Origin of the sequence: Imhoffiella purpurea, from assembly GCF_000585215.1 — a bacterium.
Classification (GTDB): Bacteria; Pseudomonadota; Gammaproteobacteria; order Chromatiales; family Chromatiaceae; genus Imhoffiella; species Imhoffiella purpurea.
Map to the genome: position 1 here is coordinate 1 of NZ_AONC01000038.1, position 24,928 is coordinate 24,928.

The window sequence follows — 24,928 nt, forward strand, 5'->3', positions numbered from 1 at the left end:
AGGGTACGCACGGGAGAGGGTCCTGCCAATTCTTGTCACCCTAATCACCTACATCCGCACTCGGTCTTGGCCAGGGTTATGATCATGGCCATCGTCAGCGTTGTCACAGACGCTCGCAAAATAGACTGAAAATGACCCTATAGGGCTCCCCCACCAGCCCTATAGGAACACAACCACCCACCGGCACATATAACGTCTCGCCATGTCAACGACATCGCGAGACGTACAGTGAAATCAACAGACTCGGCCAACCGGCCAACCCGCATCGTTCGCATGCCGGAAGTCGTCACCCGCACCGGCCTGTCGAGAGCTTCCGTCTACGCCCTGATGTCCAAGGGCCGCTTCCCGAAGTCCATCAAGCTGTCAGAGCGCGCCGTCGGTTGGCGTGAGTCTGACGTGGCCGCCTGGATCGAATCGCGCCAACAGGCCGCGTGATGAGGACCAAGGCAATGACCAACACTGCCATCGTCGAGATCCGCAACCGCCAAGCCACGACGACGAGCCTCGCAATCACCGAGGGGTGCGCGATCCAGCACAAGCAGGTGCTCGCGATGATTCGTAAGTACCGATCGGAGTTCGAGGAACTTGGCCGGCTCGCGTTTGAAACGCGACCCTTTGAGACATCGGGCGGCACCCAGCGGAGAGAGATCGCCATCCTCAATGAGGACCAAGCGACGTTCGCGATCACACTCTTCCGGAATACCCCCATCGTTCGGCGCTTCAAGCTGACGCTGGTCAAAGCGTTCCGCCAGGCCCTGGACGAGATCGCCAGGCTCTACGCCAACCCGCCGCGCCAAGAGATCCTGCGGGCGAAACGGGACGCGCATCAGTCGATGATGGACGCCTTGGTCGAAATCCGCTCGGCCGCTGGCAAGCGCACCGACAGCCGTCAGCACATGGCTGAGAACAAGCTCTGCAATTGGGTGGTCACCGGGCGTTTCGGGAGGATCGACGAGCAGACCCTTGGCAATGGGGACGCCGCCCTTCTGGAGCATGTCCGCGATCGCAACCGCGCGTTCATCCTGGCCGGCCTGGACTACGAGACCCGCAAGAGCCGCTTGGCCGCCTTCGCCATCAGGGAGCGCACCAAGCGGCTCAGTGATGGCGAGCCGCGTAATACGGGATTTTCCCGTGATTGAGCTGGCGCCACCATGACCGAACCCCACTCAACCCTCCCGCCCGAGCTGCTGCAGATCCGCCAGCAGCGGCTGACGCGCGCCCAGGCGGCCGAGTATCTCGGCATCCCGGAGCACACGCTGGCCAACTGGGTGACCACCAAGCGCAAGCGCGTCCCGTACCTCAAGGTCGGCCGGCGCGTCTATTACGCGGTCGCCGATCTCGACCGATTCCTGGAGGAGTGCAGGCGGACATGAGCGGAAAAGCGAGGATCCGTAGCCGTGGAATCACGCTCGCGAACCGATGGCGCAACGGGAGGTTCGAGCAATCATGGCAGAAGGCCAACGGTGGCATGGACTCCCTGGGGCGCCAGGGCGGTTCCAGGAAGACCGCGAGCACCCAGCGGAAAGTCGACCGATGACCGATGTCGACGCCGTCGGCCGAGCCGCGTGGAACCCGCACACACAAGAACGCCCCGACAGGGCCGACCCATCGGGGCGTTGCGAAGAATTCCACAGTTCGGTTATCGTGGGAGCCGTCGCGGGCAGGAGCGCCAACTCCGTCCCGCGCAAAGCAACCCGACCAGAACTCGGCTTGCACCGGCAGGACAATTCTACTCGAACGGGATTGGTGCGTCTGCACTCCCCGTCTGTCTGCGCCTCTGCCCGCCTGTTCGGTCGGTCTCAAGAACCCCTTGGAGACTGACCCAATGCATAACCTCTCTGACTCTATCGATCGCGATTCCCTCGCCCGGAACGTCCTCGAGGCTGTTTGCCACAGCCACAATCACCCGGAAGAAGCCTTGCGCGACCTGCTGGAGGTCGTCCGGGGCTCGCTCGAGCTGTTGTCCGACCACTCCACCCAGGCCTCCCATCGACCCGGCGAGGTGACCCTCTACCCGCCAAGCGTTGAAGCCATTGCGCGTGGCGCCTCGCAACAGTTGCGCATTGCCACGTTCTTGCTCGATGCCGTCGATGGGCAGCTGGTGGCGCTCCGCTCCGCCGCGAACGGGAGGGCAACGGCATGAACGCACGCATCGACACCACCCTGGTGCTGACGTGGATCGTGGCCCGCGTGCGGCATCTCGACGCGGCGCAATTCGCCCGCGAGGCCCTCGACCGCGAGATCGAGGCCACCTCGGCGCTGAAGGAATCCACCTCGGCGCCCAGGGACGCCTGGAACATCGCGCACGATCGTTATCTGACGACGATCCGACAGGCGAACGAGGCGATCGACCGCGAGAAGCAAGCCGCCGCCGTGATGCTGGAAGCGGCATCCGACCTCGGGAAAGCGGCCGCCCTGGCGACCGGATGCACCTGGCTCGAGTGGGCGGATGTGACGCTCGAGGATGGCCACATCCGCATGCGCATTGCCGGTGACCGCGCCTATCGGCTCGACCTGGCGGGTTTCGCCGTCGAGGCATCCCCCGAACCACGCCTGTCCGAGACCGACCGTCGCGCGCTCAAACGGCTGCACCGAATCGCCGCGAACTGGAACGACAGCCGTCTTGATGACGCCCTGTTCGACGCGATCGACCTTGCCATGGCGCGCGACGGATGCGCCGAGCTGGTCGGGAGGGTCTGACCATGAGCCGCCTGAGTGCCGATGTACTCAAGGCGGCGCTGCCCGCGTCCGCCTACTACCGCCGCGAGCTGCCGACCATGCCCCATACCCGCCACGCGGGATGGGTCGACGGCGGCCTGTGCCCCTTCCACGACGACCAGCACCGGGGAAACTTCCGGGTCAACCTCGATACCGGGGCCTTCTGCTGCTTCTCCTGCGGCGCCAAGGGTGGCGACATCCTCGCCTTCCACCAGCGCCGGCACGGCCTGGACTTTCCGGAGACCATCCGCGACCTGGCCGAGCGGTTCCTGTTCAACGGGGGGCGCGAGGATGAATAGCTTCCCCCAGACATGGAAGGACCGCGACAGCGGCGAAACCTTCAGCCGCGCCCATGAATGGCACTACTACCCCGAGCAGGGCGGAACGCCCCTGGGCGCCGTGGTGCGCTTCGAGCGCGAGGGACGCAAGCTCGTGGTGCCCTTCTTCGCCAAGGACGACCAGGGCCGCCCCAAGGCCAAGGCGCCCGACGAACCGCGCCCCTTGTTCGGTCTCAACACCCTCGACCGGCCCGGGCCGATCCTGGTGTGCGAGGGCGAGAAGGACGCCGCCGCGCTTCAGGGGATCGGCTTCGCTGCCGTCACCTCGCAAGGAGGCGGCAAGGCGGCCAGAAAGGCCGATTGGGAACCCCTGCGGCGCGCGCTCGAGGCAGAGCGCCAGGTCCTCGTCTGGCCCGACCATGACGAACCCGGGCGGTCCTATGCCGCGACCGTCGCCAACCTGATCGGCGACGAGTGCCAGTGTCTGCTCGAGCAGCCGGAAGGCACACCGGCCACCGAAGGGGCTGGAGCTGCGGACTGGCTGTCCGAGCGCATGCGCGAGTTCGGCCACGACTGGAACGGGCTGCTTCCGCCACCGCTCACCGAGCAGGAGCGCCAGGGGTTGCGCGCGCGCCTGGTGGCGAGCGTCGCCGACATCCAGGGCCAGGCCCCAGAGGACTGGGGCGGCGAGACCGGGGCGAAGGAGCCGGCAACCTATCGCGAGATCGGCGAGCCCAAGCCCTATGTCATGAACGAGCGCGGGACCTTCCGCCTGACCCGCTCGCCCGGGGGCGACCCCATCGAGCAGCAGCTCGCCAACTTCGCCGCCCGCATCGTCGAGGAGGTCACCCGCGACGATGGCGAGGAGCGCGCCCTGACCATCGCGATCACGGGCACCATGGCCGGGCGCGATCTGCCGGCGATCAGTCTCACCATCGAGCAGTTCAACCGCATGGACTGGCCGGCCCGGCACTGGGGCACCGCCGCCCTGACCCACCCGGGCCAAGGCGCGAAGGACCATCTGAAGTACGCCATCCAGCTGCTGTCCCACCAAGGCGCGGAGCAGGTGCGCTCGCGGACCACCTATACCCACACCGGTTGGCGTCGGATCGATGGGGCATGGGTATATCTCTCGGCGGGGGCCGTCATCGGCCCCGATGGCGTCGTGCCTGGAATCGAGGTCGATCTCGGGGAGCTGGCCGAACTCTACCGGCTGCCGGAACCGAGCGCGGACGAGGCCCGGCGCCGGGAGGCGGCCGAGGCGAGCTATCGCGTGCACCGCGTCGCGCCTCCCGAGGTCGCGGTGCCCCTGCTCGCCTGCACCTACCTGGCACCCATGGCGCAACCGCTCGGGGTCGATTTCGCGGTGTGGCTCGAGGGGCCGAGCCGCAGCATGAAGAGCACCCTGGCGGCGATCATGGGGGCACACTTCGGCGCGGGCATGGAGCGTACCCGCTTGGCCGCGAGCTGGCTCGATACCGCCAACGCGATCGGGCTCAAGCTGTTCCTGCTCGCCGATGCCCTGGCGATCCTCGACGACTACGCCCCGCAGCCCTCGGCCTCGGACCAGGCCAAGCTCGACAAGACCGTGGCCACCGTGATTCGCAGCATCGGCAACCGCACCGGGCGCGGTCGCCTGACCGCCGACATCCGCCTCCAGGCCGAGCGCAAGCCGCGCGCCATGGCGCTCTGCACCGCCGAGCAGTGGCCCGGCGGAGAGAGCATCAACGCCCGCGTGATCGGGGTCACCATGCGCCCGGGAATACTCGACCTCGAGCACCTCAACCAGACCCAGGCGGACGCCCGCGCTGGGCTCCTGGCGCGCTCGCTGGCCGACTGCGTATGCGTCATGGCCGACGGCTTCGAGGACCGTTGCGCGGCGCTCAGAGCCGAATGGCAGGCATGGCGGACCGCTGGCCTCGAGTACGGGCTGAGCGGACGCACGCCCGAGCAGGTCGCGTACCTGCTGATCGGCTACGGGATTGCGGTCGAGCACTGGATCGGCGCGGGCGTCCTGACCCGCGACCAGGGGCACGAACAGATCGGCAACGCCAAGCGGATCCTGTTCGACCTGGCCAAGGACCATGAGCGACGCATCGCCAACTCGCAGCCGGCCGACGCCTTCGTCTCCATTCTCACCGACCTTCTGCTCTCCGGCGGGGCACATCTGCGCGACCTGTTCGACAGCCGGCCCGAGCAGCAGGCGCAGGCATTCGGCTGGCGGGGCGACGAACCGGGCGGCGTCCACATCGGTTGGGTGAACCCGGCCAAGCAGGAGCTGTACCTGCTTCCGACCACCACTCTCGAGGCGGTCTACTCGGCCGCCAAGCGCATCGACACCCCGCTCAACCTGCGCCCGACCGCGCTCAAGCGGCAGCTCTGGGACCGGGGATTCCTGCTCGGAGGCAACGCCGAGCAGCGCGACGCGCGTTCAGTGGACCGGACCACCCGCGTGGTGCGGATCGCCACCAATCCCCGGCGCGTGCTGGTCATGCCGCTGGGGCTGATCGAGCAGCGGGAGGACGCCGACCAGGGATAGACCGACGCCCCAGCAACAGGGGGGGCTCGAGCGCCGACCGGAAAAGTTGAGGGGTCTCCCCTACCAGAAGTGGTAACAGTGGTAACGCTTAGAAAGAGCTTTGATTAGAAAGGAAAAAAGAGTCCGAAAAATGGCCTTTTCAGGAATGCAAGTGGTAACAGAAGTGGTAACGCCTCCCCGGCGGTCTGGGCGGCTCTTCGGGCCTGTTACCACTTTTGTTACCACTTCGAAGCGGAAAAGCGCCGATTCCCCAGAGCTAAGCGCTTGTCTCTCAAGGAGAAAGCCAAGCGTTACCACTGTTACCACTTTTCGTAGGGAGGGGGGTGCAGTTTTCGCCAGATCGCGCAACCAGGACCAGACCATGCGATTCGAGCCTGACCAGCTGAGCCGCACGACAGAGAGCAACATCCACGACAGCGGAGGGCACCCCGCATGCTGATGAACACGGTCGACATCGAAGAGGTCTACCAGGACCTCAACAAGACCTTCAACGCCGCGCTCGAGCGCACGCCGACCCGGTATCAGGACGTCGCGAACGTGCTGGATACCTCCAGCATTACCGAAGACCAGGTCTTCATGCCCGATCTCCCCAACTGGCGCGAGTGGCGCGGCGACAAATACATCCATTCCTTGTTCCTGCTGAGCCAGGACCGCTATTCCCTGACGTGCGAGCCCTACGAGGTGACCATTGGCGTGAAGCGCCGCGATCTGCAAGCGGATCGTCTCGAGATCATTCGCAAGAAGATCGAGGGCCTCGGCGAGCTCGCCGCCGCGTTCCCGGATGAGCGCGTCGCGGATGCGGTGAACGCGAGTTTCACCGCTCCATGCTGGGACGACCGGCCGTTCTTCGACACAGAGCATCCGATCCTGAAGAAGAACGGTGCCAGGTCGACCTTCTCCAACATGGGGACAGTGGCGCTGTCGGCCGCATCTCAAGAGGACGCCATCGCTTCACTGGGCGCCGGACTGACCGCGCTGGGAACGATGAAGAATCGAAGCGGCAGGCCAGTCAAGATCAGAAAGATCAAGCTCGTGGTGCCTGTCGCGCTGGAGGATATCGCGCTCGTCCTCGCCAACCATCGCTGCCTCAACGACGGCACAGCCAACCCTTACAAGAACCGCATCACGCTCGAGATCTGGCCGGAACTGACCAATGACAGGGCTTGGTTCCTGTTCGGCGAAAGTCTCGGCCTCAAGCCGTTCGTGCTGCTGCAGCGGAAGAAGCCCACCTTCGTCAAGGTGACCAACCCCAAGGACAGCTACGTCGTCAAGAAGGGCCAATTCCTGTTCGGCCTCGAGGCCGATGCGGTGGCTGGGTACACCCTACCGCAATTGGCCTTCGCCTCGACCGGGGAAGACTAGACGGCCGTGCACGGCCAATCCATCGACCAAGCCAGGGAGCCAATCCATGAAGTCCAAGCCCACATCCACCCTCAAGACACAGGACGACTACGCCCGGTTGAGCGCCGCGCTCGAGCAGGCGCAACAGGCGGCCCAAGACACCGAGGACAAGCTGAACGACGCCGAGATCCGGCTCCGAGAAGCCGATGCCGCGGTGAATGCCGCGCTCGGAAACGCTCAGCGCCGCGAGGACCCTGGTCCTGCCTTGGAGCAGGCCAGAAGCGCGCATCGGGCCGTCGCGGCGGAGGTCAGGCAGTACAGCGCCACGCTCGAGGACCTGCGGAGTCAGTGTCAGACGTTGCGCCTGGAGCTGCACACGCTCGGAGGCGGCGACATCGAGCAGGTCCTCGAGGCCCAGCGCGACGCGGACACGGCCAAGCAGGGCGCGGAACGCCTCAAGGGGCTGATCGCCGACCATCGGGCCAAGCTCAATGGGTTGCCCATGCAGGACCTCGAGGCCATCGAGAACGAGCGCGCGCGGGTGCTCGCCGCCATGGCGCTCGGCGAGGCGACCCAGGAGGACCTGGACACGCTCGAGCAGCGACGCCAAGCCGCCATTGAGGTGGTCGCGGCCAGCTCGGCCGAACGCGAGCGCCTGCTCTCTGTGATTCGGGGGCTCGAGCTGCGCCTGGACGAGGCGAAGGCCGAGCATGAGCGGCGCGAGCAGATGCGGCGCCAGGTTCTCGGCTGGTATCTCAAGCAGCGGATGCAGGACTCGGTCAAGGACTACGCCAACGTGGCCAAGGATCTGCTCGAGAAGCTCGGCATCGTCGTCGGCTATTCGAGGCTGGTGGACAGCATCGACCCGGACAGCGCCATGATCGGCAACGCCGAAACGCAGTGGAATCTGCAGCTCCCGCCGGCCCGCATCGGCAACCGCGATCTGGTCGAGGGACTGGTGGACGACGCCGAGTACAGGAAGGCCGCCTCCAAGGCGCTGCGCGCCAGCCTGCAAGAACAAGGGGTCACGCTCTCCGCGAACGCATAGCCAAGCACCCGCCGCACCCAAGGGGCGCGTGCCCCTTGGACGACGCGGGGCATCCATCAGGCATCGAGAGGCAATCGAATGAATACCATAGCCGAGATCCTTCGGATCATCGTCCAGGCCGAGGACCAGGCATCCGAGGTGCTGAACGGCGCTGGTGATTCGCTGGAACGGATGGGCAACAGCGCTACGGAGGTGCTCGCGCCGCTCAAGGAGCTGGGCGAGATGGTGCTGAAGGCGGATGCAGCCGTAACCGCTCTTGGCGTGGCGCTGGGGTTGGTCGCGATCAAGGAGTCGGTGACGTTCAAGGACAGTCTGTATCTCGTCGAGAAGCAGCTGGGGGAATCCGGCGTCACGCTCGAGCAGGTTCGTCAAGACGTCGAGGAGCTGGGCCTGACCTACGGGAAGAACGCCAATGAGATCGCAGCCGCCGTGGCCGGGTTTCTGGCGGCTGGCTTCGACTACGAGACCTCGGCCAAGCTGGTCGTCACCGCGACCCAGTTGATGATTGCCGGCGAGCTGGAGGCAGGCACGGCAACGGACGCGATCACGAAGAGTCTCGCCGGATTCCGCATTCCGGCCGGCGAGGCGGCGACGGCGGCCGAGCATGTCGGCGACGTGCTCAACAAGATCGGGGACATCAGCTCGGGCAAGTTCGAGGAGATCGTCACCGGGTTCGAGCGCATTTCGCCCACCGCAAAGGATGCCGGTCTGAGCATGGAGCAGACGGCGGCCTATGTCGCCGTGCTGGTCGATATCTTCGGGTCTGGAGAGATCGCGGCGACGGCCTTGAAGAGTGGATTGCTGTCGTTGCTGACGCCATCGAAAGAGGCCTCGGAGACCCTGGCGAGCCTGGGTGTCGCGACGAGCGACAGCAACGGCGAGCTGCTGTCCTCGAACGAGATCCTGGGCAGTCTCGCTGGCAAGTGGGACACGCTGACGGACGCCCAGAAGCAACAGACGGCGGCCATCATTTTCGGCAAGGAACAGGCCGGGGCGATGTCGGCGCTGTTGGGCGGCTGGGCCAAGGCGCAGGATTACACCGCACAGATGGTGGACAAGACCACGGGCGCGGTCGGATCCATGGCCAAGGAGGTCAATGGCAAGCTGGCGCTGATGTCGGCGGAGCTGGACCGCGCGTCAGAGGCGTGGCGTCAGTTGCTGGAGAATCTGGGCGACAGGATCTCGGACGGCGGTCAGATCCAGGAGCTGGTGAGCCAGGTTGCGAACCTTGGCGGTGCCTTCAAAGGGATCGTCACCGACGGCGCCCTGGATCCGTTGCTCGATCTGATCAAGGGACAGGCCGAGGAACTGGCGGCGACGCTGGAAGCCGTGGTCGAGAATCTGCCGGAGGCATTCGAGCGGGTCGATTTCTCGGGCCTGGTGCGGGCATTCGGCGACCTGGGAAGCTCCATGGGGCAGGCGTTCGACATCGATCTGACGACTGTCGACGGTCTGGCTGGAGCGATCCAGTTCGTGGTCGACTCCGGCGAATCGCTGATCGACGTGACGGTTGGCATCATCGACGGCCTGGCCCCCTTCTTCGAGATCGTTTCCTCGGGCATCGAGTATTTCAATTCGCTGGACGAGTCGACCAAGCAGATCATCGGCAGCCTCCTCGGGCTGTCTATCGGCCTGTCCCCGATCACATCCGCGATTGGAAGTCTTGGCGGCTCGCTGGGCTCGGCGGCGCAGCTGTTCAACGAAGTCAGGGAAGCTGTCGCAACCCTCAGCGGGTCATTTCCGACGCTGAGCGCCGGCATGACGACCGCCTTGGCGACGCTGGCCGCAGGGACCGCTGCGCTAGGCGCCTGGGCCTGGGCGATCACCGAGAACGTCAAGGCGTGGGATGACTACCAGGCTCGGACGCAAGCCTCAGCCGACGCGACCCAGCATATGTCCGAGGTCACCGCCGATGCTCAGTCGCAGCTCGCCGACCTGAACGAACGGCTGGGCACCAACTTCCAGACGATGGAGCAGTTCAACGCCGCCGTCGAGTCCGGCGCGCTGGTCTGGGACCAGGCGGCCTCGGCATGGGTCAACGCGGCCGATGCCTCGCAACGACAAGCCGAGAGCATGCAAGCCGCGACGGATGCAGCGGACACGCAATCCAAAGCGGTCGCCGGCCTCACGGCCGAGCAATTCAGCTTGCTCGAGCGTGTGGGCGGTACGGCCGAGGCCATGCGGCTGATGGCCGAAGGCATGGACCCTGCGTCGGCTGCTGCCCAGGTGCTCGGCGAGCGCCTGAAAACGACCGAACGCGAGGTCGAAACGACCAAATCATCCTCGGGGGCGCTGATCGAGGTCATCCGCGACGGCGAGGGCGCGATCACTGGATTCAGCCAAGCCACGCGCGTGGTTGGCGACTCGCTCTCGGAGACGGCCAAGAAAGTGGACGAGGCCACCAAGAAGTCAGAGGACTTCCAGGTCAAGATGGCCGAGATCGCATCGAACGAAAACATCAGGATGATGGAGTTCTCGGTTCAGCTGAAAACCACCCAACTCGAGACCGACATGGAGCGGGTCAAGGCCACGTTCAGCTCGATCGACAATGTCATCAGCTCGACCGGCGAAACGATCAGCTCGCTGTTCGGCAACTTCGTCGACGCCGACAGCTTCTATGAGAGGTTCGCGATCGAGGACCAGCTCAAGAAGGAGAACGAATACCGAGCCGATGCACTGAAGATGCAAAAGGAGCTGGCAACCGCCGAGATCGCCCGTGTCATCGCCCAGACAGAGGCGCTGCAAAGAGGGGATGCCTTGATCCAGATCGACGGAACCGGACTCGCGCCCCACCTCGAGGGCTTCATGTGGGAGGTGCTGAAAGCCATCAGGGTCAGAGCCAACGCCGACTTCCAAGACTTCCTCCTCGGCCTGGAGGCATCCTGATGAAATGCCAATGGTGCGGGGCAACGCCCTGTGTGGTCGAAGAAACCTGTCAGTCCTGCCTGGATATCCATCTGCGGGTGAGCGCGGCCTTCGAGGGGGCCAAGTACACCCTCGAAGAACGGCGAGACTTCGCTGTCTCCGTCATCCAGAACTCGTCCGGAACCTCGGCCGCAACCCTGCGGTGGATCGAGGAGTACCGCGCCACCTGGGGCGTCGATCCAGTCAAGGAAGCCATCATGCAACGCGACATCATGGCCCGGATGAAGGCAAGCGGGGCGGACGTTACCGGGATCCAGTGACGGGAGGCGCCATGAGGAAAACCACGGAATTCATCGACCTGAGCAGGACCGTCTGCATCGACGTTCTCAGTACCCTCCTTGGGGAAGAGGAAGCGGAGGCTGCGGCGGATGACATCGTCTATGGAATCATCGGCCTCTACGCGGGCAGCCAGATCTATGTGTCCAAGCTGGACAGCCTCGACCGCGGATCGCGTGATCGACAGATCGCGGCTGAGTACGACGGCACCACGGTAAGCATCGAACGCCTGTCCAAGAAGTGGAACCTGTCAGAGGTCCGCATATACGCGATCCTCAGGAAAATGAGGTCCCTATCGCGACAGGCAGCCCCAGCCCAATGATGGCGCCCGGATTCCCTTGCGCATCCAGACATAGCAAGGGTTTCGCCATCGACCGGCTGGCCTGATGGGAGATTTCGAGCCGGTCTACCGTGGGATTTGGCGAGATATACCGGGATACAGAAGGCGGACGCAACACCGTTGCGCCACGCGAAAGGGCCTCGAGGCCCTGACAACCAACCAAGAGAAGCACCATGAACCAGGACCAAGCCAAGATCGCCGAAGCCTTCGGCAACACCCAGGAGCAACTGGACCGCTACGGAAGGGAGCCCTACCAGATCGCCTACAACTCCGATGAGGCCCGAATCGCGGCTGCGTTTGGGTTCATGCTGGACGGAGCACCACCAAGAACAGACGGGCATCAAGCGCCAAATGGGGGTAACTATGGGGGTAACTCCAAATAACGAACCCAATCTATCCTTTTAATAACAATAAGATATGAGAATTATTCAATAGACCTCGGCCACCATTCCCTCGATTTTTTCTTATCTATCTTAATGAGATAAGGAATACGCATTCCCCTCAGAAGCAACTGCTGTAATACAACCCTGTGTTACATTCGTGGCTTAATCCCCCCTTCCTACCTCTACCGCACCATTTCCGGCGTTTTCTGTTTGCAGAAGCACATTCCGCAGCATCGACACCAGAGTCTCACATACGCGGATTCCTATCTCCCACGCTGGGAGGCTGGAGGCTGTCCGACTTAGGCCCAAGAGACCGCAAACTGGGGACAAGGTGACCAATTCCGATGCTCGTACGCGAAAGCCAGAGCAGAGTTATTTCCGCGAAGTGCTCCAAATTTTGCGTACGAACACGTCTCGAACGTAAGTCGGGCAGCCTCTTAGAGCCGAACCGCCTCTGCGGATCCGATGCTCGAACGACTCCGGCGAACGTGCCGATACCATCTCAGCACCCCCGAGATCATCGGGTCTCGTCTTCCAGAAGAGGCAGACTCGGCGTGGCTGGAGCGGCCGGGATCGGAACCGCATCCTTCCCGAGCGGCCGATAGGCCGCCACCCGGAAGACCCCGACGAGCTGCTGCAGACCCTTGGCCTGCTCGGCCATCGACTCCGAGGCGGCCGCGGCCTGTTCGACCAGGGCTGCGTTGCGCTGAGTCACCTCGTCCATCTGCTCGATCGACTTGTTGACCTGCTGGATGCCGGAGGACTGCTCGGCGGTGGCGGCGGCGATCTCGGCCACCACATCGGTCACCTTCTTCACCGCGGTGACGATCTCGCTCAGCGCGGCGCCCGACTCGTCGACCAGCCGGCTACCGTCCTCGACCTTGCCGACCGTGTCCTGGATCAGGCCCTTGATCTCTCGCGCGGCCTCGGCGCTGCGCTGGGCCAGGCTGCGCACCTCGCCGGCGACCACGGCGAAGCCCCGGCCCTGCTCGCCCGCGCGCGCCGCCTCGACCGCCGCATTGAGCGCGAGCAGATTGGTCTGGAAGGCGATGCCGTCGATGACGGTGGTGATGTCCGCGATGCGCTGGCTGGCGGCGTTGATCTCCTGCATGGAGTTGATCGCCTGCCCGACCACCTCGCCGCCGCGCTCGGCATGATCCCGGGCGACCCCGGCGAGCTGATTGGCCTGACTGGCATGGTCCGCGTTCTGACGCACGGTACCCGTGAGCTCGGCCATGCGCGAGGCGGTCTTCTCCAGCGAGTTGGCCTGCTCCTCGGTACGCTGGGATAGGTCCGAATTGCCCTGGGCGATCTCGCCGGCACCCGAGACGATGGTCTCGCCCGCCTCACCGATCCGTCCCACTATGTCGCGCAGATTGCGGATGGTCTCGTTCAGCGAGTCGCGCATGACCGCGAACTTGCCCTCCAGCTCATGCGTCATCTCATGCGTCAGATCGCCGCCCGCCACGGCGCCGAGGATGCTCGCGGTATCGTCGATCACCTGCTCGCTCACGCCGAGCAGCTCGTTGATGCCCTCGCCGAGCCGGGCGAAGAAGGCGCTCTTGCCGGTACTCTCGAGCCGGCGCGAGAGGTCGCCACGCCTGGCGGCGTCGACGATGGCCTCGACCTCCGCCTCGACCGCGGCCTCCTGGGTGCGGTCCGTCCATTCCATGGCCGTTCCCAGACGCGCGCCACCATCGTTGAAGACCGGGGTCGCGATCAGTCGCAACTGGCGCCCCCCGACCGCGAGATCCTCGCGGCGGACCTCGGCCAGCTGGTCGAGGACGGTGCGCTGACTCTCGGGCCGGGGATGGAAATCGAACAGACGGCTGCCGACCAGATGCGCCGCATCAAGTCCCTTCAGCCCCTTCCGCAAGGACTCCTGGATCGCTCCAAGCGTGGTGCCGGACGACTGGTTCTGATAGATGATGCGCTGCTCCTCGTCGGCCACCATGACATTGGTGCTGCAGACGTCGAGCGCCATGCGGATGCGCGTCGCCTCGTCGGCGCGGCGACGCGCCTCGTCCATCGAGGACTTGATATTCCTGATCATCACGGACATGGAGGCGCCGAGCTGACCGATCTCGTCCTTGCCCATGATGTCGACCTCCTGATCCAAGTCGCCATCCGCGATGCCACGGGCGATCCGGTTCGCTCGATCCAGCGGCCGGGCGATGGTCCGTGTCAGGAGCGACGCACCGATCAGCGCCAGGACCAGAGTCGCGATCAGAACGCCGACGATGAGGTTGCGCGACAGGCTGATCTCATCGCTGAAGCCCTCGGAGAGATGGCGCATCTCCTGGTTGGTCGAGACCATTTGGGCGCTGAGGTCCTTGACCTCGCCGAGTTCCATCGAGAGCCGGTCGATACCCTCGACCTCGGCCCCGATGTTCTGGGTGAACTGCTGCATCTTGCGCACGGTGCCCGCCACGTTCACCAATGCCTCGCGCTGCACGCTCTCGAGGATGTCGGCGACCGCGTCGGTCACGTCCTCCACCGCGTAGCGGATCTCGCCCTCGGGCAGCTCGGCGGCCGCCGCGTCGACCGACGCGGTCAGCTCGGTGAGGGTGCCCGCGATGCCACGGATCTTCCGCTCCAGAACCTTGATCTGCATATTGGTCTGATTGATGTCCTCGACCACGGCCAGCATCCCACTCGAAATGCGGGCCAGATCTCCATCGGCCTTGGCCAGACGCTCCTCGGTCAACCTGGAACTTTCGACACCCGCCGCCGATTTGACCACCACGTCCGAAAAGCCGCCGCTCAGGCGTCCAAAGGACATGAGGGTCAGCACCAGCACGGCGCCCAGCAGCAGGCCGATGATGATTCCACCGCCGAGCAGCTTGATCTTGATCGTCATTCGGAATGAACCTCCAGCGCGCGTCCATGATCGAGGCGATGGGAAGGATGGCTCGACGGACCCTCGTCGTCGTGGCGACCGAGCCGGGACAAGAGTCCATATTGATGGCGGTGGCCGATAAAACCAGCCTTGAGGCCGCCGCCCGTCCGGCGGACTATTCGGCCGCCTGCTTCTCGTACATGACGACCGCCGCGTTCATCTCCTTGAGCAGCGGCAGATTGGTTCGAGCCAGCGCCTCGATCTTGTCGCGCGGAATCTCAGTGGTCCTGTAATCGGCGCCATAGGCGACGATGGGCTTGAATGTGGCCCAGAGCCCTTCGACGACGGCCAGCTGCTCGCGGATGGCCGGCTCCTGGGTGCCGGGCAGATCCAGAATCTTATCACCGTCCCGCAGACCCGCGAGCGTGCGCTCGAACAGGCTGTAGGTCTCGAGCAGCGCGAGCTTGTTGTCCTCCGGATCGTAGCCGTAGGCGACGAGCAGGAACTCCTTGCTCATCTTCTGGGTCAGCATGCGCTGCTTGCCGGCCAGGTTGATGGTCGCGGCGAGCCCTGGATCGGCCTCGAGACCGCCCGCCTTAGCGTCCTTTTCGTACTGGCCGACCGCCTTGTTCATCTCCTTGAGCAAAGGGATATTGGTCTTGGCCAGTGCCCCGACTTGTTCGGGCGTCACCTGCTTGGTGGCGACGATCTGCTCGATCACCGTATAGAATTCTTGCCAAACGGCATCGATCTTACCGAGCTGACGCAGGATGCGGCCGCTCGTGGTCGGCGGCAGACCCAGCTCCTCGCTGCCGTCGCGCAACCCCTTCAAGGTTTTGTCGAACAGCGCCGAGGTCTTCTCCAGGTTGGCCAGATTCTTGTCCCTGTCGACGTCCAGCGCGACGAGCATGGCCTCCTTGCTCATCTTCTGGCTCAGCATGCGCTGTTTGCCGGACAGGTTGAGGACCACGCCATATTCCGCCGAGCTAGGTCCCTCGGCGAAGAGGGGCGTCGTGAATCCGATCGCGAACAGGAGCCATAAGGCACCGGAAACGGACAGAAGGTGTGCTCGATTGCGGGTACACATCTGCATGCGAAACCATCCTCTCTATCATTGTATGTGGGCAATCCTAGTCTAGAGTGCCACCCGCCAAGCGCCAGACAGCCTATCGGATCGACGCCGATATCGACCTCGGAGTTCGTCACGTTTCACGACCAGGACCCGCAGAAACCCGCGCTCGGCCATCCCGAAATCGGACGTCCTAAGGCTCGAGTTCCTCGTACCGCTCGAGGAGCACCAGCAGCAGCATCCCGACCGCCATGACGCCGGCCGCGACGATCAGCGAACCCCTGTAGCTGCCGGTCATGGCCGCAATGTAGCCGGCCATCGCGGGAGCGAGGATCTGGGCGACGCCGTAGCTCAGGGTCAGCCGCGCCATGGCCTTGGCCGGATTCTCAGGGAAACAGCGTCCGACCAGCGACAGGGTCAGACTGACGATGCCGACGAAGGTCCCTCCGTAGAGCATGGCGCTGAACAGGTTGAGGGCCGAATGTTCGGTGACGACCGGCAGCAGGATGGAGAGGGCCTGCAAACCGTAGGCGAGGATCAGGGCTGGAATCTGACCCAAGGCTCCAGCCACGCGGTCCCAGAGAAAGCAGGAAGGCGCGGCGGCAAGCCCGACGATGACCCAGATCCAGCCGCCTTGCCCGGTCAGCATCGGGATCTTCTCGAGGATGGAAACGATGAATGTGGCGCTGATGACATAGCCGAATCCGCCGCAGAAATAGGCGCCCATGAGCAGCCACATCCAGCGTCTGGAAGGTTTGCGGTCCGACTCAAGGACCGCGCCGGATCGACCTCTGGCCGGTGCCGGCAGCCACCACCAGGCCGGAAGGAAGAAGGCGATACCGAGCAGGCCCAGACCGATCCACTGCAGGTTCCAGGGCAGATGGCCGACCATGGCGGCCACCGCCAGACCCGAGACGACGATGCCGAGCCCCAGCCCGGTGAAGTGAAGCCCGAGCTCGGGTCGATGCCCCTGACGCATCAGCCAGTTGAGCACCAGACCCGAGGCCAGCAGGAGCCCCGCCGTGCTCGACAAGCCTGAGATGAAGCGCAGCACCACCCACAGCGTCAGGTCGGTGGTCATGCCCATCGCCGCGGTACTCGCCAGGGCCACGACCAGACCGATGCGATAGAGCTGGTACTTGCGACCGAGGTCGCTGATGCTGGCGGCGATCAGGGCACCGGTGATGTAGCCCATGTAATTGAAGGTGGCCAGCCAGCCGCCGGCCAGGTAGGAAAGGCCGGCCTCGGTCCGCATGATCGGCAGCAGGGGCGTATAGGCGAAGCGGGCGAGACCGACGGTCAGAATGAGGGCACAGACCCCGGCGAAGATGACGCGATAGCGCTCGGCCGCGCTGTCCGGGGCAAGCGCTGCAACTCTGGTGGACATGATCGAATCTCACTTGGATCTGGGATGCCGGTCATGCTAGCGTCGGGATCCGGCCCCCGCTTTCGATACGACGCCGATATCTATCGACCAACCGCCACCCGGAGATACCGGCATGTCACCGGAACAGGACTGGTTCAGCATCGATGTCCCCGAACTCGAGACCCTGCCGAGGGCCATCCACTCGCGCTCGCAGAACCTGCTGCCGAGACAGAAGTTCCCGCTGCACTCGCACCGCTGGAACCAGTTCGTCTATGCCACCTCGGGCACCCTGGTGGTCACGGTCGGTGACACCTGGCACGTCATCACGCCCGAGCAGGCGATCTGGGTTCCGACCGGTGTGGAGCACACCACCGGGGCGCTGAACGGCGCCGAGTTCAGGAATCTCTACGTCGCCGACGTGCCCGGACTGCAGATGCCGGACAGGTGCTGCGTGCTCGCCGTCACCGAGCTGCTGCAGGCGCTCATCATCGAGCTGGAGCAGGTCGGCCGCAGCGAGCAGGAGGACCGCTACATCGACCAGCTGATCGCCCTCATCCTCGCGCAACTCGAACGGCTGACCGTGCAGGACTTCCATCTGCCCTGGCCCCGGAGCCTGCAGCTGAACCGCCTCTGCGAGACGCTCCATGCCAACCCGGCCGATCCGCGCAGCCTCGACGACTGGGGACGGGAGCTCGGCGCATCCAGCCGCACCCTGGCCCGCCGGTTCGAGAAGGAGCTGGGAATGAGCCTGCGGGACTGGCGCTACCGGCTGCGGCTCTTCCTGGCCGTCGAGTGGCTGTGCACCGAGCGTAGCGTCACCGACATCGCCCTCGGTCTGGGCTACGCCTCGACCTCGGCCTTCACCTACATGTTCCGCCAGGCGATGGGCCGCTCACCGACCGAATGGCGGACACAGCGGGGCCGAACCGCCTCGGGATCCTCCCGGGAGCCGATCGACAGACACCCATCATGAACAAGAGCTACACTCAGGTCGACCCAGGTTTCGACCATGGTTTTGCGATTCTTCAAATCCGTCGCCGGCCGATCGCCTCACACTATGGGGGACTGCCGATCATGACGCGACGATCCCCCGCATGCATCGGCGGCATGTCCCTTCCACCCATCGAGCAAGGATTCCCTCCCCATGTCCTCGCAAGCCCTCAAGATCCTCGTCATCGGCGGCTCGGCCGCGGGTCCCAAGGCCGCCGCCAAGGCGCGCCGCATGGACGAGCACGCCTCCATCACCCTGATCCAGAAGGAGGCGGATCTCTCCATGGCCTCCTGCGGATTCCCCTATTACGTCGGCGGGGTCTTCGACGACCGCAACATGCTCATCTGCACCCCGGCCGGCATCGTTCGCGACCCCAACTTCTTCGACAAGGCCAAGCGCATCGAGGCGCTGGTGGAGACCGAGGCGCTCTCGATCGACCGCGAGGCCAAGACGGTGACCTGCCTGCATCTGCCGAGCGGCGAGACCCAGGTGCTGCCCTACGACCGCCTGGTCATCGCGACCGGGGCCAGCCCACTCTATCCGCAGGTCCCGGGCAGCGACCTCGACGGCATCCGCACGCTGCACAGCCTGGGCGACGCCGACGCCCTGCGCGCCGTGCGCGACCAGGGCAAGGTGACCAAGGCCGTGGTGGTCGGCGGCGGGCTGATCGGCTTCGAGGTCTGCGAGGCACTGCATCTGGCCGGCATCCAGACCACGGTCATCGAGAAGACCGGACAGATTCTGCCCTTCCTGGACCCGGACCTGGCCAAGCTGGTCGAGAACCACGTCCGCTCCAAGGAGGCCGACATCATCACCAACAACGGCGTGGCCGCCTTCCTCGGTGAAGACGGCAAACTGAACGGCGTGAAACTCGACAACGGTACCGAGCTTCCGTGCGAGCTGGCGGTCATCGCGGTGGGCGTGCGGCCCAACGTCGGCCTCGCCAAGGCGGCGGGGCTCGAGATCGGCGACAAGGGCGGAATCGCGGTCGACGACTTCATGCGCACCTCGGATCCCGACATCTATGCCGCGGGCGACTGCGTCGAGTGCCGCTCGCTGATCAACAACGAGACGGTCCGCGCGCCCTACGGCGACATCGCCAATCTGCAGGGACGGGTGATCGGACAGAACCTGATCGAACCCGAGAGCGCCAGCTTCCCCGGCATCACCCATACCGGCATCTGCAAGATCTTCGACTTCACCGTCGGATTCACCGGACTGAGCGAGGCCGCCGCCCGGGAGGCCGGATTCGATATCGAGACCGCGACCGTCTCGGGGCTCGACATCCCGGGCTACATGAACGGCCAGCTGCTCGTCAGCAAGATGGTCGCGGACCGCAAGAGCGGACGGGTGATCGGCTTCCAGTGCATCGGCCCGGGCGACGCGAGCAAGCGTGTCGCCACGGTGGCCATGGCGATCCGCGGCAAGCTGACCGTCGAGGATCTCAACAACGCCGACCTGCCCTATGCGCCACCCTACTCGCTGGCGCTCGATCACGTCATCGTCTCGGCCCATGTCCTCGACAACAAGCTGAGCGGGCGCATGCAAGGGATCTCGGTCTCCGAGGTCAAGCAGCGGGTCGACAGCGGGGCGGACTGCTTCATCCTCGACACCCGCAGTCCGCAGGAGTTCGAGGAGATGCGACTGGGCATCGGCGAGACCCTCATCCCGCTGGGCGCCCTGCGCGGACGTCTGGACGAGCTGCCGGCCGACAAGGACAAGGAGATCATCCTCTACTGCAAGATCTCGCTGCGCGGCTACGAGGCGGCGGCCGCCCTGCAAGCGTACGGCTGGACCCAGGTGAAGGTGATGGAAGGCGGAATCATGGCTTGGCCATATCCGCGGGAGAAGTAGCTACCAGCTACCAGCTACCAGCTACCAGCTACCAGCTACCAGCTACCAGCACGATAGCACCGCTGGTGGCTGACCGCTGGAGGCTGGTAGCTCCAATCAATGATGGGCGATCTGCTTATCGGTGAAGAGATAGTCCTTCAGCTCCTTGTCGAAGGTCGGATCCTTACGCCGGATCCACTCCATCAGCATGGCCGCGTGCTCCTTCTCCTCGTCGCGGTTGTGGGCGAGGATGGCCTTGAGATCTTCGTCCTTGCAGGCGTCGACGCGCTGGTGGTACCAGTCGACGGCCTCCAGTTCCTCCATCAGGGAAACGATGGCCCGATGCATGTCGCGGGTCTCGTCGGACAGCTCCTCGATCGGCTCGTGATAGCCTTCGCTCGACATGGAATGACTCCTCTATAGGGATGACCGCGCCACGGAACCGGGCGCGGGACGGTGTGAAGTCATTGTCCGACCATGGGGGTCGGAACTCAAGCCCGCTCATCCCCAGGGGTTGCCACGGATCATTACGGCGATGATCGGCGCGCGAAAGGCGCCTCCGGACATCGAGATTCAATACCCCTGATGACGCAGGGTCTCGATCAGGATCTCGCGGTTGCGGTAGCGCACGTCCTGCCCCAGGGCGACATAGATCACCTGCTCGGCGATGTTGGAGGCATGCCGCCCGACCCGCTCCAGGGCATGGGCGCTGGTGAGCAGGCAGACGATCTGTCTCGGCGTCAGCTCGGATCGCTCCTCGTCGCCCAGAAGCCGGCGCAGCTCCTTCCCGGCCTCGCACAAAGGAGGCTCGTCCTCGAAGATCCCGAGCGACAGGGCCACGTCGAAATGGGCGACGGCCTGGATGCTCTGCTCGAACATGCAACAGGCGCGGTCGTAGAGCGCGCGGAAGGACTGCTTCAGCTCCTCCGGAAGTTCGTCCAGCCCCCCGGCCAGTCCCTTGAGCTCGAGCGCCTGACCGGCGATGCTGGTCGCCTTGTCGCCGGCACGCTCCACGTCGCCGGCGATCTTCGACATGGCCAGCACGATGCGCAGGTCGACCGCGGTCGGCTGGCGCCGGACGATCACCCGGAACACCTCCTCGTCGGCGTCCAGCGACAGATAGTCGATCTGCGGCTCGCGGTCCAGGACCCGATAGGCCTGACTCTCCTCGCGATCGACCAGGGCCGCCAGGGCCGACTGGGTCTGTCCCACGACATGCTCGCCCATCTCCAGGATGATGGCGCGCAGCTTGGCGAGCTCCTCGTCGTAGCGGCGGACGGTATGGCCGCCGCCGAGATCGGGGACGGGTCTGGATGCGTTGGTGTCGGTCATTCTGGCTCCGCGCCGCGGGTCTCAGCCGAAGCGTCCGGTGATGTAGTCTTCGGTCAGCTTGTGTCTGGGATTGGTGAAGATGTCGTTGGTCTCTCCGACCTCGATCAGATCGCCCAGATGGAAATAGGCCGTGCGCTGCGAGACGCGCGCCGCCTGCTGCATCGAATGGGTGACGATGGCGATACTGTAGTTGGCCCGCAGCTCGTCGATCAATTCCTCGACGATCGCCGTGGCGATGGGATCGAGCGCCGAGCAGGGCTCGTCCATGAGGATGACCTCGGGCGAGACGGCGATGGTGCGGGCGATGCAGAGACGCTGCTGCTGACCGCCCGAGAGCCCGGTTCCGGGCTGGTCGAGCCGGTCCTTGACCTCCTCCCAGAGCCCGGCCTTGCGCAGACTGCTCTCGACCAGGGCGTCCAGCTCGGTGCGATTGTTGGTCAGACCGTGGATTCTGGGACCGTAGGCCACGTTCTCGTAGATCGACTTGGGGAAGGGATTCGGTTTCTGGAACACCATGCCGACCCGGGCGCGCAGCGGCACCGGGTCCAGCGACCGGTCGTAGATGTCCTGGCCGTCGAGCCGGATCGAACCGGTGACGCGGCAGCCGTCGATGGTGTCGTTCATGCGGTTGAGACAGCGCAGGAAGGTCGACTTGCCGCAGCCGGACGGCCCGATCATGGAGAGGACCTCGTTCTGGGCGATGTCCAGACTCACCCCTTTGATGGCCTGCTTGGAGCCGTACCAGACGTCCACGTCGCGACAGGACATGCGCGGATCGGCGACGGTGAAATCCCCGACCGTCGCCCTGGAGTGTATCCCGCCGGCCAGCTCGGAGGCGCTCATGGCGCCGGTCGTCTTGTCAATTGCCTCAGCCATGGTATTCATCACTCGATAACCTCGAAATTCATTGAATCGGCGCCCTGCCCTACCAGCGGCGCTCGAACCGGCGCCGCAGCAGAACCGCCGCCAGATTCATCAGGAACAGGAAGGCCAGCAGGACCATGATGGCCGCCGACGTGCGCTCGACGAATCCGCGCTCGGGGCTGTCGGCCCAGAGGAAGATCTGGACCGGCAGCACGGTGGCCGGATCCGTGAACCCGCCCGGGACGTCGACGATGAAGGCGATCATGCCGATCATCAGCAGCGGGGCGGTCTCGCCCAGGGCCTGGGCCATGCCGAGGATGGTGCCCGTGAGCATGCCCGGCATCGCCAGGGGCAGGACGTGATGGAACTGGGTCTGCAGCGGCGAGGCGCCCACCCCGAGCGCCGCCTCGCGAATGGACGGCGGGACCGATTTGAGTGCGGCGCGGCTGGAGATGATGATGGTCGGCAATGTCATGAGGGTCAGCACCAGCGCGGCGACAAGGGGCGTCGAGCGCGGCACGCCGAAGAAGCCGATGAAGACCGCCAGCCCGAGCAGACCGAAGACGATCGAGGGCACCGCGGCCAGGTTGTTGATGTTGACCTCGATCAGATCGGTCCAGCGGTTCCTGGGCGCGAACTCCTCGAGATAGATGGCCGCCCCGACCCCGATCGGGAAGGAGAGGGCCAGGGCCAGCACCAGGGTGTAGAAGGAGCCCATCAGCGCACCGGCGATCCCCGCGAGTTCGGGTTCGCGCGAGGTGCCGTGGGTGAAGAAGATGGTGTTGAAGCGCTTGGCGACCCGTCCCTCGTCCTCCAGACGGTCGATCCAGCCGATGACCCGGTCGTCGACCCGGCGGTCGGACTCGGGCGCGTTGCGGTCGATGTACCCCTTGACCAGCATGTCGATGTCGTCGTCGGCCAGGATCCAGAAGTCGCTGGTGGTTCCGATAAGGTCCGGATTCGCGATCACGGCCTCGGCGATCAGCTGGGGCGCGCCCACGCTGACGATGGAATTGAGCTGACGGCGCTCGCGCCGGTCCTTCACCTCGGGGAAGAGCTGGCGCAGGGACTGGCGAATCGGCGTCATGTAGTCCGCCCGCGCCAGCGTCCGCGGATCGCGCGTCCCCTCGGGATCGACGAGATCGGCGGACAGTGTGACCGGCAGCCGGTAATAGGTCTGCTGGAAGGCCGTGTAGCCCTTGCCGACGATGTCGGCGAAGAGCAGCAGCACGAACACCAGCCCCAGTCCGACCGCCGTCGCGCCGAGCAGGCGGAAGCGGCGCTCCTTGGCGTAGCGGCGCTTCAGCGAGGCGTTGACGACGTCGATCGCCCGCCGGGGCGTGGAGGTGTCCGGGTTGACGGATGGATCAGTCATATTGCTCTCGATACTTGCGCACGATCGTCAGGGCGACGACGTTGAGGGTCAGGGTCGCCATGAAGAGGGTCAGACCCAATGCGAATGCGGCCAATGTCTTGGCGCTGTCGAATTCCTGGTCGCCGGTCAGCAGGGTCACGATCTGCACCGTCACCGTGGTCACGCTGTCGAGCGGATTGGCGGTGAGATTGGCGGCCAGACCGGCGGCCATGACCACGATCATGGTCTCGCCGATGGCGCGCGAGACGGCGAGCAGGATGCCGCCGACGATGCCCGGAAGGGCGGCCGGGACGATGACCCGGCGGATGGTCTCGGACTGGGTCGCCCCGAGCGCGTAGGAGCCGTCGCGCATCGACTGGGGCACCGCGTTGATGACGTCGTCCGATAGCGAAGAGACGAAGGGGATGATCATGACCCCCATCACCAGGCCGGCCGCCAGGGCGCTCTCGGAGGCGACCTCCAGTCCGACCGACGTACCCAACTCGCGGATCAGGGGGGCCACGGTCAGCGCGGCGAAGAAGCCGTAGACCACCGTCGGGATGCCGGCCAGGACCTCGATCACCGGCTTGGCGAAGGCGCGCACGCCGCGCGAGGCGTATTCGGAGAGATAGATGGCCGCCATCAGACCGATGGGGACCGCGACCAGCATGGCGATGGCCGACACCAGGAGGGTCCCGGTGAAGAGCGGCACGGCACCGAACTCGCCCGAGGCGCCGACCTGATCGGCGCGCAGCGCGATCTGCGGGCTCCAGCTGGTGCCGAGGAAGAACTCCAGGGGGGAAATGGCATGGAAGAAGCGCAGCGACTCGAACAGCACCGACAGCAGGATGCCCAGCGTGGTCAGGATCGCGATCGAGGAGAAGACGATCATGATGATCTTGACGATCCTCTCCACCCGATTGCGGGCCCGCATCCCGGGCTCGGTGTGCGAGAGCGCGAGCCCCATACCGCCGAGCGCGACCGTCAGCACCAGGAGCCATTTGGTCCAGCTAGAAATCTGCTGGAGCCGGCCGTACTGATCGGCCGCCGCCTGGATCCCGGGGGTCAGGGTCGAGGAGACGATATTGCCGGTGGCCAGGTTCCTGATGTCGTTGATCAGGAGGCCGACCCGTCCCTCCGACAGCCCGTCCAGGCTCTCGGGAGGCAGGGATGCGGTCACCAGGGCGGTGATGATCTGATCCTGGAATCCAGACCAGAGCCCCAGCAGCAGCAGCGCCGGAATGCCCGCCCAGAGTGCGGCGTAGAGACCATGGTAGAGAGGCAGCGAGTGTAGCGTCTTGATCCGGTCGATACCGCCGGCACCGGAGATCGCACGCTTGCGGCCCAAGTGGTAGGCCGCGGCCATGACGGCGAGCAGAAATAGAGTGAGGGTCCAGGCGTTCATCGAAATCCCGCAGACTGAAATACAACA

The 24,928-nt window shown here is 65.0% G+C and carries 23 protein-coding genes; 15 read left to right on the top strand and 8 right to left on the bottom strand.

Annotation, left to right across the window (positions count from 1 at the left end):
• Window positions 1–228: 228 nt before the first annotated feature.
• From D779_RS12645 to D779_RS12705, 13 genes are all read left to right on the top strand, one after another.
• On the top strand, window positions 229–435 hold the full coding sequence (locus D779_RS12645; RefSeq protein ID WP_408606013.1) for a helix-turn-helix transcriptional regulator: 207 nt from the start codon (window positions 229–231) through the stop codon (window positions 433–435).
• 14 nt (window positions 436–449) lie between these two features.
• On the top strand, window positions 450–1,139 hold the full coding sequence (locus D779_RS21160) for a Rha family transcriptional regulator (protein ID WP_157726396.1): 690 nt from the start codon (window positions 450–452) through the stop codon (window positions 1,137–1,139).
• Window positions 1,140–1,151: 12 nt separating this feature from the next.
• Window positions 1,152–1,373: a helix-turn-helix domain-containing protein gene (locus D779_RS12655; RefSeq protein ID WP_052348106.1), complete on the top strand. Its 222-nt coding sequence runs from the start codon at window positions 1,152–1,154 to the stop codon at window positions 1,371–1,373.
• Between the two features lie 452 nt (window positions 1,374–1,825).
• Complete coding sequence (locus D779_RS12660) at window positions 1,826–2,143, top strand: hypothetical protein (RefSeq protein WP_043754587.1); 318 nt, start codon at window positions 1,826–1,828, stop codon at window positions 2,141–2,143.
• Window positions 2,140–2,700 (top strand): hypothetical protein, encoded by a 561-nt coding sequence (locus D779_RS12665; RefSeq protein ID WP_043754588.1) that lies wholly within the window; start codon window positions 2,140–2,142, stop codon window positions 2,698–2,700. The genes D779_RS12660 and D779_RS12665 overlap by 4 nt, the downstream gene beginning before the upstream one ends.
• Window positions 2,701–2,702: 2 nt before the next feature.
• Window positions 2,703–3,017, top strand: a complete 315-nt coding sequence (locus D779_RS12670; protein ID WP_157726397.1) for a CHC2 zinc finger domain-containing protein — start codon at window positions 2,703–2,705, stop codon at window positions 3,015–3,017.
• Window positions 3,010–5,535, top strand: coding sequence for a toprim domain-containing protein (locus D779_RS12675; protein WP_043754589.1), 2,526 nt, complete (start codon window positions 3,010–3,012; stop codon window positions 5,533–5,535). The genes D779_RS12670 and D779_RS12675 overlap by 8 nt, the downstream gene beginning before the upstream one ends.
• Before the next feature lie 432 nt (window positions 5,536–5,967).
• Entirely contained in the window at window positions 5,968–6,897 is a 930-nt protein-coding gene (locus tag D779_RS12680) for a Mu-like prophage major head subunit gpT family protein (RefSeq protein ID WP_043754590.1), read from the top strand.
• 46 nt (window positions 6,898–6,943) lie between these two features.
• Complete coding sequence (locus D779_RS12685; RefSeq protein WP_043754591.1) at window positions 6,944–7,924, top strand: hypothetical protein; 981 nt, start codon at window positions 6,944–6,946, stop codon at window positions 7,922–7,924.
• 78 nt (window positions 7,925–8,002) lie between these two features.
• Window positions 8,003–10,810, top strand: a complete 2,808-nt coding sequence (locus tag D779_RS12690) for a phage tail tape measure protein (RefSeq protein ID WP_043754592.1) — start codon at window positions 8,003–8,005, stop codon at window positions 10,808–10,810.
• Window positions 10,810–11,109 carry a hypothetical protein gene (locus tag D779_RS22265; RefSeq protein WP_043754593.1) on the top strand — a complete coding sequence of 100 codons (300 nt, stop codon included), beginning with the start codon at window positions 10,810–10,812 and terminating at the stop codon, window positions 11,107–11,109. The genes D779_RS12690 and D779_RS22265 overlap by 1 nt, the downstream gene beginning before the upstream one ends.
• Before the next feature lie 11 nt (window positions 11,110–11,120).
• The gene (locus D779_RS22270; RefSeq protein WP_043754594.1) at window positions 11,121–11,447 is read left to right on the top strand and encodes a Mor transcription activator family protein; all 327 of its coding nucleotides are present in this window, start codon (window positions 11,121–11,123) and stop codon (window positions 11,445–11,447) included.
• A 191-nt stretch (window positions 11,448–11,638) separates the two neighbouring features.
• Complete coding sequence (locus D779_RS12705) at window positions 11,639–11,848, top strand: hypothetical protein (protein WP_043754595.1); 210 nt, start codon at window positions 11,639–11,641, stop codon at window positions 11,846–11,848.
• 517 nt (window positions 11,849–12,365) lie between these two features.
• Here the strand turns inward: D779_RS12705 and D779_RS12710 are convergent.
• The 3 genes from D779_RS12710 to D779_RS12720 all read right to left on the bottom strand — a co-directional run bounded on the left by D779_RS12710 (window position 12,366) and on the right by D779_RS12720 (window position 17,143).
• On the bottom strand, window positions 12,366–14,708 hold the full coding sequence (locus D779_RS12710) for a methyl-accepting chemotaxis protein (protein ID WP_052348108.1): 2,343 nt from the start codon (window positions 14,706–14,708) through the stop codon (window positions 12,366–12,368).
• Between the two features lie 154 nt (window positions 14,709–14,862).
• Window positions 14,863–15,780, bottom strand: a complete 918-nt coding sequence (locus D779_RS12715; protein WP_052348109.1) for a type IV pili methyl-accepting chemotaxis transducer N-terminal domain-containing protein — start codon at window positions 15,778–15,780, stop codon at window positions 14,863–14,865.
• A gap of 169 nt (window positions 15,781–15,949) precedes the next feature.
• Entirely contained in the window at window positions 15,950–17,143 is a 1,194-nt protein-coding gene (locus tag D779_RS12720; protein ID WP_043754596.1) for a YbfB/YjiJ family MFS transporter, read from the bottom strand.
• Window positions 17,144–17,255: 112 nt separating this feature from the next.
• Between D779_RS12720 and D779_RS12725 the strand changes: the two genes are divergently transcribed.
• Window positions 17,256–18,095 (top strand): AraC family transcriptional regulator, encoded by an 840-nt coding sequence (locus D779_RS12725; protein ID WP_052348110.1) that lies wholly within the window; start codon window positions 17,256–17,258, stop codon window positions 18,093–18,095.
• 171 nt (window positions 18,096–18,266) lie between these two features.
• Window positions 18,267–19,967 (top strand): FAD-dependent oxidoreductase, encoded by a 1,701-nt coding sequence (locus D779_RS12730; protein ID WP_043754597.1) that lies wholly within the window; start codon window positions 18,267–18,269, stop codon window positions 19,965–19,967.
• A gap of 96 nt (window positions 19,968–20,063) precedes the next feature.
• On the opposite strand, the gene D779_RS12735 is transcribed toward D779_RS12730, so the two are convergent.
• The 5 genes from D779_RS12735 to pstC form a co-directional block, all read right to left on the bottom strand.
• The gene (locus D779_RS12735) at window positions 20,064–20,351 is read right to left on the bottom strand and encodes an encapsulin-associated ferritin-like protein (RefSeq protein ID WP_043754598.1); all 288 of its coding nucleotides are present in this window, start codon (window positions 20,349–20,351) and stop codon (window positions 20,064–20,066) included.
• A 168-nt stretch (window positions 20,352–20,519) separates the two neighbouring features.
• The gene (gene phoU, locus D779_RS12740) at window positions 20,520–21,278 is read right to left on the bottom strand and encodes a phosphate signaling complex protein PhoU (protein WP_043754600.1); all 759 of its coding nucleotides are present in this window, start codon (window positions 21,276–21,278) and stop codon (window positions 20,520–20,522) included.
• Between the two features lie 21 nt (window positions 21,279–21,299).
• The gene (gene pstB, locus D779_RS12745) at window positions 21,300–22,163 is read right to left on the bottom strand and encodes a phosphate ABC transporter ATP-binding protein PstB (RefSeq protein WP_043754602.1); all 864 of its coding nucleotides are present in this window, start codon (window positions 22,161–22,163) and stop codon (window positions 21,300–21,302) included.
• Window positions 22,164–22,203: 40 nt separating this feature from the next.
• A complete protein-coding gene (pstA, locus tag D779_RS12750; protein ID WP_043754604.1) occupies window positions 22,204–23,517 on the bottom strand; it encodes a phosphate ABC transporter permease PstA in 1,314 nt (437 codons plus the stop codon).
• On the bottom strand, window positions 23,510–24,901 hold the full coding sequence (gene pstC, locus D779_RS12755; RefSeq protein WP_043754606.1) for a phosphate ABC transporter permease subunit PstC: 1,392 nt from the start codon (window positions 24,899–24,901) through the stop codon (window positions 23,510–23,512). Before pstC ends, pstA begins: the two co-directional genes overlap by 8 nt.
• Window positions 24,902–24,928: the final 27 nt, after the last annotated feature.

Coding starts and splice junctions, on each gene's coding strand:
- pstA (WP_043754604.1), bottom strand. CDS start 23,517: ATGACTGATCCATCCGTCAACCCGGACACCTCCACGCCCCGGCGGGCG.
- D779_RS12690 (WP_043754592.1), top strand. CDS start 8,003: ATGAATACCATAGCCGAGATCCTTCGGATCATCGTCCAGGCCGAGGAC.
- D779_RS12655 (WP_052348106.1), top strand. CDS start 1,152: ATGACCGAACCCCACTCAACCCTCCCGCCCGAGCTGCTGCAGATCCGC.
- D779_RS12675 (WP_043754589.1), top strand. CDS start 3,010: ATGAATAGCTTCCCCCAGACATGGAAGGACCGCGACAGCGGCGAAACC.
- D779_RS22265 (WP_043754593.1), top strand. CDS start 10,810: ATGAAATGCCAATGGTGCGGGGCAACGCCCTGTGTGGTCGAAGAAACC.
- D779_RS12710 (WP_052348108.1), bottom strand. CDS start 14,708: ATGACGATCAAGATCAAGCTGCTCGGCGGTGGAATCATCATCGGCCTG.
- pstB (WP_043754602.1), bottom strand. CDS start 22,163: ATGAATACCATGGCTGAGGCAATTGACAAGACGACCGGCGCCATGAGC.
- D779_RS12670 (WP_157726397.1), top strand. CDS start 2,703: ATGAGCCGCCTGAGTGCCGATGTACTCAAGGCGGCGCTGCCCGCGTCC.
- phoU (WP_043754600.1), bottom strand. CDS start 21,278: ATGACCGACACCAACGCATCCAGACCCGTCCCCGATCTCGGCGGCGGC.
- D779_RS12720 (WP_043754596.1), bottom strand. CDS start 17,143: ATGTCCACCAGAGTTGCAGCGCTTGCCCCGGACAGCGCGGCCGAGCGC.
- D779_RS12725 (WP_052348110.1), top strand. CDS start 17,256: ATGTCACCGGAACAGGACTGGTTCAGCATCGATGTCCCCGAACTCGAG.
- D779_RS12735 (WP_043754598.1), bottom strand. CDS start 20,351: ATGTCGAGCGAAGGCTATCACGAGCCGATCGAGGAGCTGTCCGACGAG.
- D779_RS22270 (WP_043754594.1), top strand. CDS start 11,121: ATGAGGAAAACCACGGAATTCATCGACCTGAGCAGGACCGTCTGCATC.
- D779_RS12705 (WP_043754595.1), top strand. CDS start 11,639: ATGAACCAGGACCAAGCCAAGATCGCCGAAGCCTTCGGCAACACCCAG.
- D779_RS21160 (WP_157726396.1), top strand. CDS start 450: ATGACCAACACTGCCATCGTCGAGATCCGCAACCGCCAAGCCACGACG.
- D779_RS12660 (WP_043754587.1), top strand. CDS start 1,826: ATGCATAACCTCTCTGACTCTATCGATCGCGATTCCCTCGCCCGGAAC.
- D779_RS12685 (WP_043754591.1), top strand. CDS start 6,944: ATGAAGTCCAAGCCCACATCCACCCTCAAGACACAGGACGACTACGCC.
- D779_RS12715 (WP_052348109.1), bottom strand. CDS start 15,780: ATGCAGATGTGTACCCGCAATCGAGCACACCTTCTGTCCGTTTCCGGT.
- D779_RS12730 (WP_043754597.1), top strand. CDS start 18,267: ATGTCCTCGCAAGCCCTCAAGATCCTCGTCATCGGCGGCTCGGCCGCG.
- pstC (WP_043754606.1), bottom strand. CDS start 24,901: ATGAACGCCTGGACCCTCACTCTATTTCTGCTCGCCGTCATGGCCGCG.
- D779_RS12665 (WP_043754588.1), top strand. CDS start 2,140: ATGAACGCACGCATCGACACCACCCTGGTGCTGACGTGGATCGTGGCC.
- D779_RS12680 (WP_043754590.1), top strand. CDS start 5,968: ATGCTGATGAACACGGTCGACATCGAAGAGGTCTACCAGGACCTCAAC.